General features: G+C 74.4%; 6 protein-coding genes. All 6 read left to right on the plus strand.

All coding sequences use genetic code 11. The features are described 5' to 3' along the window. A partial coding sequence (gene murD, locus F9B16_RS47625) for a UDP-N-acetylmuramoyl-L-alanine--D-glutamate ligase (protein WP_151546877.1) occupies positions 1-1284 on the plus strand: 1284 nt, incomplete at its 5' end. After that, a complete protein-coding gene (gene ftsW, locus F9B16_RS47630) occupies positions 1281-2540 on the plus strand; it encodes a putative lipid II flippase FtsW (protein WP_151546878.1) in 1260 nt (419 codons plus the stop codon). The genes murD and ftsW, both read left to right, overlap by 4 nt. 123 nt (positions 2541-2663) lie before the next feature. Beyond that, complete coding sequence (gene murG / locus F9B16_RS47635) at positions 2664-3758, plus strand: undecaprenyldiphospho-muramoylpentapeptide beta-N-acetylglucosaminyltransferase (protein ID WP_151546879.1); 1095 nt, start codon at positions 2664-2666, stop codon at positions 3756-3758. Then, positions 3755-5164 carry a UDP-N-acetylmuramate--L-alanine ligase gene (gene murC, locus F9B16_RS47640; RefSeq protein ID WP_151546880.1) on the plus strand — a complete coding sequence of 470 codons (1410 nt, stop codon included), beginning with the start codon at positions 3755-3757 and terminating at the stop codon, positions 5162-5164. Before murG ends, murC begins: the two co-directional genes overlap by 4 nt. Positions 5165-5259: 95 nt before the next feature. Further along, positions 5260-6024 (plus strand): cell division protein FtsQ/DivIB, encoded by a 765-nt coding sequence (locus tag F9B16_RS47645; RefSeq protein ID WP_151546881.1) that lies wholly within the window; start codon positions 5260-5262, stop codon positions 6022-6024. Positions 6025-6475: 451 nt separating this feature from the next. Further along, a partial coding sequence (gene ftsZ, locus F9B16_RS47650) for a cell division protein FtsZ (RefSeq protein ID WP_151546882.1) occupies positions 6476-7585 on the plus strand: 1110 nt, incomplete at its 3' end.

A 7585-nucleotide genomic window follows, 5' to 3' on the forward strand; every position in this document is an offset into this window, starting at 1 on the left:
GGCCTGGTCGTCACCTCGCCGGGATGGAAGCCGGACGCGCCGCTGCTCGCGGCGGCCGCGGCGGCCGGCGTCGAGATCATCGGCGAGGTGGAGCTGGCGTGGCGGCTGCGCCCCGTCGGCGGTGACCGCAGCGGAGCGAGGATCACCGCCGACGGCGGGTCGGGGGGTGCGGGGGGTCGTCCCCCCGCGGGCGAGCAGGGCGCGGCGCCGTGGCTGGCCATCACCGGCACCGACGGGAAGACGACCGTCGTCCGGATGCTGGCGTGCATGCTGACGGCGGCGGGGCACAAGGCCCTCGCCGTCGGCAACGTCGGGACCCCGATCGTCGAGGCCGTCGCCGAGCCGTACGACGTGCTGGCGGTCGAGCTGTCCAGCTACCAGCTGCACTGGTCGAGCTCGCTCGCGCCGCACGCGGCGACCGTGCTGAACATCGCGCCCGACCACCTCGACTGGCACGGCTCCATGGACGCCTATGTCGGCGCCAAGGCGAAGATCTTCGCGCCGGGCACCGTCGCGGTCTACAACGCCGACGACGCCACCTCCACGGCGCTCGCCGAACGCGCCGAGGGCCTGGCCGGGCGCGCCGGGTTCACGCTGGGCGTGCCGCGCCCCGGCGAGCTCGGCGTCGTCGAGGAACTGCTGGTCGACCGCGCCTTCACCGCCGACCCGGCGAGCGAGGCCGCCGAGCTCGCCGCGCTGGCGGACGTCCACCCGTTCGCCCCGCACAACGTCGCCAACGCGCTCGCGGCGGCCGGGCTGGCGCGGGCCTTCGGGGTGCCGCCCGAGGCCGTCCGGGAGGGGCTGCGCTCGTTCGTGCCCGACCCGCACCGCATCCAGCACGTCGCCGACGTCGGCGGCGTCGCCTACGTCAACGACTCCAAGGCGACCCAGCCGCACGCCGCCGCCGCGTCCCTGGCCGCCTACGAGTCCATCGTGTGGATCGCCGGCGGCCTCCTCAAGGGCCTGGACGTCGACGACCTGGTGCGCACCTGCGCCGGGCGGCTGCGCGGCGTCGTGCTGATGGGCCGCGACCGGCACCGGATCGCCGAGGCACTCGCGCGACACGCCGCCGATGTCCCGGTCGTCGACGTCGCCGACACCGACACTGGGGCCATGGACCGCGTCGTCACCGAAGCAGCCGGGCTCGCCCGTCCCGGCGACACCGTGCTGCTCGCCCCCGTCGGGGCCTCCTTCGACATGTTCGCCAACTACCCCGCCCGCGGCGAGGCGTTCATCGCCGCGGTGGAACGCCTCGCCGCCGCCGGAGACCCGCAGGCGTCATGACCACCGCCGTACCGGCCGAGGAGGAACGGACGCGCCGGGCGGGGCCGCGCGAGCAGGTGGTCGCCGCGGTCGGGCTGCTCGACCGCCCCCTCACCTCCTACTACCTGGTCCTGAGCTGCTCGGTGATGCTGCTGGCGCTCGGCCTGACCATGGTGCTGTCCGCGTCGTCGGTCAAGCAGCTCCAGGAGACCGGGTCCGCCTACACGCTGTTCCAGAAGCAGGCCGTGTGGATGGTGATCGGGCTGCCGCTGATGTGGCTGGCGTCCCGGCTGCCGGTGCGGACGTTCCGCGCGCTCGCCTACCCGCTGCTGCTGCTGTCGATCGTCGCGCTCGCCATGGTGCTGGTCCCCGGCCTCGGCCGCAGCGCGGGCGGCGCCACCCGCTGGATCGACCTCGGGCCCGTCCAGATCCAGCCGTCGGAGCCCGCCAAGCTCGCGCTGGTGCTGTGGGGCGCCGACCTGCTGGCCCGCAAGGAGCGGCTCGGCCAGCTCACCGAGTGGCGGCCGCTGCTCGTGCCGCTGCTGCCCGGCGCCGGGGTGCTGGTGCTGCTGGTGATGCTCGGCAACGACCTCGGCACCACCCTCGTCCTGCTGACGATCTTCCTCGCGCTGCTGTGGGTGGTCGGCGCGCCCGGCCGGCTGTTCGTCGGCATCGCCGGGCTCGTCTGCCTGCTGGTGTCGATCCTGATCATCGTCGAGCCGTACCGGATGCAGCGGCTCACCGGCTTCCTCGACCCGGCCGGCAACCGGCTGACCAGCAACTACCAGGGCATCCAGGGACTGTTCGCGGTCGCCTCCGGGGGGCTGTTCGGCACCGGCCTCGGGGAGGGGCGCGCCAAGTGGGACTACCTGCCGCACGCCGAGACCGACTTCATCTTCGCGATCGTCGGCGAGGAGTTCGGGCTGGTCGGCACCCTCGTCGTGCTCGGCCTGTTCGGGCTGCTCGCGTACGCGGGGCTGCGCATCGCCCGCCGGGTGAAGGACCCGTTCACCCGGCTCGCCGCCGCCGGCGCGACCGCCTGGCTGGTCGTCCAGGCCATCGTCAACATCGGCGCCGTGATCGGGGTGCTGCCGATCACCGGCATCCCGCTGCCGCTGGTGTCCTACGGCGGCTCCGCGCTGATCCCGACGCTGATCGCGCTCGGGATGCTGCTGGCGTTCGCCAAACGCGAGCCCGGCGCGCGGCAGGCACTGTCCGCACGCGGCCCCGGACCGGTCGTGAGGGCTCTAAGCTGGCTGGGACTGGCACGGCGCTGAAATCCCCCCGCCGGGGTGCCGGCGACCCGGCGTCCGCCGCCCGCACGCGCCGAGTGCGGGACGGACGGCACGCGAGCGGACGGCACCCGACACGTCGAACACGCTGAGGAGTTGTCAACGAGCATGAGGGTTGTCCTGGCCGGCGGCGGCACCGCCGGACACATCGAGCCCGCCCTGGCTCTCGCCGACGCGCTGCGCCGCAACGACCCCAACACGGGGATCGTCTGCCTCGGCACCGAACGCGGCCTGGAGACCCGGCTGGTCCCGCAGCGCGGCTACGAGCTCGCGCTGATCCCGCCGGTCCCGCTGCCGCGCACGCTGACCCCGCAGCTGCTGTCGGTCCCGGGACGGCTGCGCGGCGCGATCAACGCGGCGGCGAACGTGCTGGACCAGGCGCAGGCCGACATCCTGGTCGGGTTCGGCGGCTACGTCGCGACCCCCGGCTACCTGGCCGCGCGCAAGCGCAAGGTGCCGATCATCGTGCACGAGGCCAACCCGAAGCCGGGCCTGGCCAACAAGCTCGGCGCCCGCTTCACCGACCACGTCGCGGTGTCCCACCAGGACTCGCCGCTCCCGAACGCCACCTTCGTCGGCATCCCGCTGCGCCGCGAGATCGCGGCGCTGGACCGGCTGGCGATGGGCGACAAGGCCCGCTCCTACTTCGGCCTGCTGCCCGACCTGCCGACGCTGCTGATCTTCGGCGGGTCGCAGGGGGCCCGCTCCCTCAACCAGGCCGCGGTGGCCGCGGCGCCGTACTTCCGGCAGGCCGGCATCCAGGTGCTGCACATCGTCGGGCCGAAGAACACCGAGGAGCCGGAGCCCGCGCAGGGCGGCCCGCAGTACGTCACCATCCCGTACTGCGACCGGATGGACCTGGCCTACGCCGCCGCCGACATGGCGATGTGCCGGGCCGGCGCGATGACCTGCGCGGAGCTCGCCGCGGTCGCGCTCCCGGCGGTGTACGTGCCGCTCCCGATCGGCAACGGCGAGCAGCGGCTGAACGCCGAGCCGATCGTCGCGGCGGGCGGCGGCATGCTGGTCGACAACGCCGAGCTGTCGCCGGACTGGATCGCCCGGAACCTGCTGCCGGTGCTGGCCGACCCGGGCCGGGTCGCGCACATGTCCGAGGCGGCCGGGCGGATGGGCCGCCGGGACGCCGACGTCGCGCTGGCCCGGATGGTGTACGACGTGGTCCGCGCGGCGGGCGCCGCCCGATGAGCCTGATCGACCCGTGCGAGGTGGTCCCGGCCGGCGAGCTCGGCCGGGTCCACTTCATCGCCATCGGCGGCGCCGGCATGTCCGGCATCGCCCGGATCATGCTGCGCCGCGGGATCGCCGTGTCCGGCAGCGACGCGCGCGACTCCGCGCTGCTCGGCCAGCTCGGCGACCTCGGCGCGAAGGTGTTCGTCGGGCACGACGCCGCGCACGTCGGCGACGCCGACACCGTCGTGGTGTCCACCGCGATCCGGGAGGCCAACCCCGAGCTGGTCGCCGCCCGCGAGCGCGGGCTGCGCGTGCTGCACCGCTCGGCGGCGCTGGCGTCGCTGATGGCGGGGCGGCGCGCCGTCGCCGTCGCCGGGACGCACGGCAAGACCACCACGACGTCGATGCTGACGGTCGCGCTGCAGCACGCGGGCGCCGACCCGTCGTACTGCATCGGCGGGCAGCTGGTCACCACGGGGCTCGGCGCCGACGAGGGCACCGGGGACGTGTTCGTCGCCGAGGCCGACGAGAGCGACGGCTCGTTCCTCATGTACACCCCGCACATCGCGGTCGTCACCAACGTCGAGGCCGACCACCTCGACAACTACGGCGGCTTCGAGATGGTGAAGGAGAACTTCGCCAGGTTCGTCGACCGGATCGAGCCGGGCGGGACGCTCGTCGCCGGCGCCGACGACCCCGTCGCGATGGAGCTGGCGGACCTGGCGCGCGCGCGGGGGCTGACCGTCCGGACGTACGGGGAGGCGGAGGGCGCCGACCTGCGCGTCACCGGGTTCACCCCGCGCGGCCTCGGCTCCCGCTTCACGATCGAGGGCGCCGGCGAGGTGGCGCTCGCCGTCCCCGGCCGGCACAACGCGCTCAACGCCGCCGCGGTCGTCGCGGTCGCGCAGGCGCTCGGCGTCGACGACGCCGCCGTGCGGGAGGGGCTCGCCGCGTTCGGCGGCGCGATGCGGCGGCTGGAGCGCAAGGGCGAGGCGGGCGGTGTCGAGGTGTTCGACAGCTACGCCCACCACCCGACCGAGCTGACCGCCGACCTGGAGGCCACCCGCGGCTACCTGGGGGAGAAGCCGGAGCCGGGCCGGATCGTCGCGGTGTTCCAGCCACACCTGTACAGCCGCACCCGGTTCTTCGCCGCCGAGTTCGGCGCCGCGCTCGGCCTCGCCGACGTCGCGGTCGTGCTGGACGTCTACGGTGCCCGCGAGGACCCCGAGCCCGGCGTGACCGGCGCGCTCGTCGCCGACGCCGTCCCCGCCGGGACCGAGACCGTCTACGCTCCCGTCCGCGACGAGGTCCCCGCCCTGGCCGCCTCGCTCGCCCGTCCCGGCGACGTGGTGATCACGCTGGGCGCCGGCGACGTGACCGCGCTCGGCCCGCTGATCCTGGAGCGGCTCGCGTCCGGCTGAGCGTCCGCGCCGTGCGGAGGGGGCACGCCGGAGGGGGACACGCCGCCGCGCGGGCGTTCGGCGGCGCGCGGGCCGATCACTGTCAAGCTGGGGTCATGACCGAGGCGCGGACGGACCAACCGGAGAGCGAGGCCGGGGACAGGGCGGCGGACGGGCCGGAGACCGCCGCGGACCGGGCACGCCCGGGCCGATGGAAAGTGATCTTCGTCGCGCTGCTCGTGCTCGGCGCGCTGGCCGCGGTCGGCTGGGTGCTGCTCGGCTCGAAGCTGCTGGTGGTGCGGCACGTGGAGGTGAGCGGCGCCGCGCTCGCGCCGCGCGACCGGATCGTCGCCGCCGCCGGGATCCGGCTCGGCGTCCCAATGGCGCGGCTGGACACCGGCGCGATCAGGGCGCGGGTGGAGCGGCTCCGCGAGGTCGAGTCCGCCGAGGTCAAACGGGACTGGCCGGCGACGGTCCGGATCGTCGTGCACGAGCGCGTCCCGGTGGCGGTGCTCCAGCGCGGCGGCCGCTACCAGCGGCTCGACCGGCACGGGGTGACCGTGGCGGACGGGGCGTCGCGCCCGGCGGGGCTCCCGGAGCTGACCGTCGCCTCGCCCGGGCCGTCCGACCCGGCGACGCTCGCGGCCCTCAAGGTGCTCACCGGCCTGCCGGAGCGGCTGCGCGCCCGGGTCACCGAGGTGGAGGCGGCCGATCCCGCGTCCGTGGAGCTGCACATGAAGGGCGGCCTGACGGTGACGTGGGGCCCGCCGGAGCGCGCGGCGGAGAAGATCCGCCTGCTGGACTCGGTGGAGCGCACGGCGTCGGGGCGGTCCCTGCACAGCGTCGACGTCAGCTCGCCGGAGGTGCTGATCACGCGGTGACCGGCCGGGCGGCGCGGCGGAATGTCAAGCCGTTCGGGTCCGGTGCGTGTGTCGGGGCGATTCCGGGCGTCCGATGGGGCACGCTGGAACGGTCGGCCGGAGTTCGGCCGAACTGGACGGACCGGAGGGCGGGCGGCGGTGCACTGAGCGGCAGGCGGCGGACACGTCCGTCGCCAACCAGGGCAAACCCGTGCCCAGTGCGACACGCCGGTGGAGTTCGGGGGAGGTTAGTTGACCCTGGCGGTAAGGCCGCCCTACTGTCCGTATCAGTCCTCAGGTTGACATAACTGTAAGCCTCAAGTTGAGGGTGAGGGTTGAGGGTGGATCGGATCGACGGTCGGTTCCGCCCGCTTCCCGCGCCGGAAAAGCGCACAGGTCAGGAAACTCCGCGGCGGACGGTCGGCAGACCGGACCGGCGGGTCGGATAGAGCGAGCGGAAAGGCCCCTCGTCGTGGCAGCACCGCAGAACTACCTCGCGGTCATCAAGGTCGTCGGTATCGGCGGCGGCGGCGTCAACGCCGTCAACCGGATGATCGAGGAGGGACTCAAGGGCGTCGAGTTCATCGCGATCAACACGGACGCCCAGGCGCTGCTGATGAGTGACGCCGACGTGAAGCTGGACGTGGGCCGCGAGCTCACCCGGGGCCTCGGCGCCGGAGCGAACCCGGACGTCGGCCGCAAGGCCGCCGAGGACCACCGGGAGGAGATCGAGGAGGTGCTCAAGGGCGCCGACATGGTCTTCGTCACCGCCGGGGAGGGCGGCGGCACCGGCACCGGCGGCGCGCCCGTGGTCGCCAACATCGCCCGGTCGCTCGGCGCCCTGACGATCGGCGTGGTCACCCGCCCGTTCAGCTTCGAGGGCAAGCGCCGCGCGATGCAGGCCGAGGCCGGCATCGAGACGCTGCGCGACGAGGTCGACACCCTCATCGTGATCCCCAACGACCGGCTGCTGTCGATCTCCGACCGGCAGGTCAGCGTGCTGGACGCGTTCAAGGCCGCCGACCAGGTGCTCCTGTCCGGTGTCCAGGGCATCACCGACCTGATCACCACGCCGGGCCTGATCAACCTGGACTTCGCCGACGTCAAGTCCGTGATGTCCGGCGCCGGCTCGGCGCTGATGGGCATCGGCTCGGCCCGCGGCGACGACCGCAGCGTCGCCGCCGCCGAGATGGCGATCTCCAGCCCGCTGCTGGAGGCCAGCATCGACGGCGCGCACGGCGTGCTGCTGTCCATCTCCGGCGGCTCCGACCTCGGCCTGTTCGAGATCAACGAGGCGGCGCAGCTCGTCTCCAACGCGGCCGCCCCGGACGCCAACATCATCTTCGGCGCGGTTATCGACGACGCGCTCGGCGACGAGGTGCGGGTCACCGTGATCGCCGCGGGGTTCGACGAGGGACGTCCCGCCAAGCCGTCCCCTGAGCCGGAGACCAAGCGCGCCGCCCCGCCGCCCCGCCCGGTGCCGCCGCCCGCCGCGCCGCCCGCGCCGTCCAACCCGATCCCGAGCCGGGTCGGCCGCTCCGACACCGGCCCGCAGCCCGCGCCGCACCAGTCGGTCGCGCAG

It is taken from the genome of Actinomadura montaniterrae (genome assembly GCF_008923365.1).
Classification (GTDB): Bacteria; Actinomycetota; Actinomycetes; order Streptosporangiales; family Streptosporangiaceae; genus Spirillospora; species Spirillospora montaniterrae.

What these genes read in the sequence shown, in the direction of transcription:
- ftsW (WP_151546878.1), top strand. Translation starts at nt 1,281, where the DNA reads ATGACCACCGCCGTACCGGCCGAGGAGGAACGGACGCGCCGGGCGGGG.
- murG (WP_151546879.1), top strand. Translation starts at nt 2,664, where the DNA reads ATGAGGGTTGTCCTGGCCGGCGGCGGCACCGCCGGACACATCGAGCCC.
- murC (WP_151546880.1), top strand. Translation starts at nt 3,755, where the DNA reads ATGAGCCTGATCGACCCGTGCGAGGTGGTCCCGGCCGGCGAGCTCGGC.
- F9B16_RS47645 (WP_151546881.1), top strand. Translation starts at nt 5,260, where the DNA reads ATGACCGAGGCGCGGACGGACCAACCGGAGAGCGAGGCCGGGGACAGG.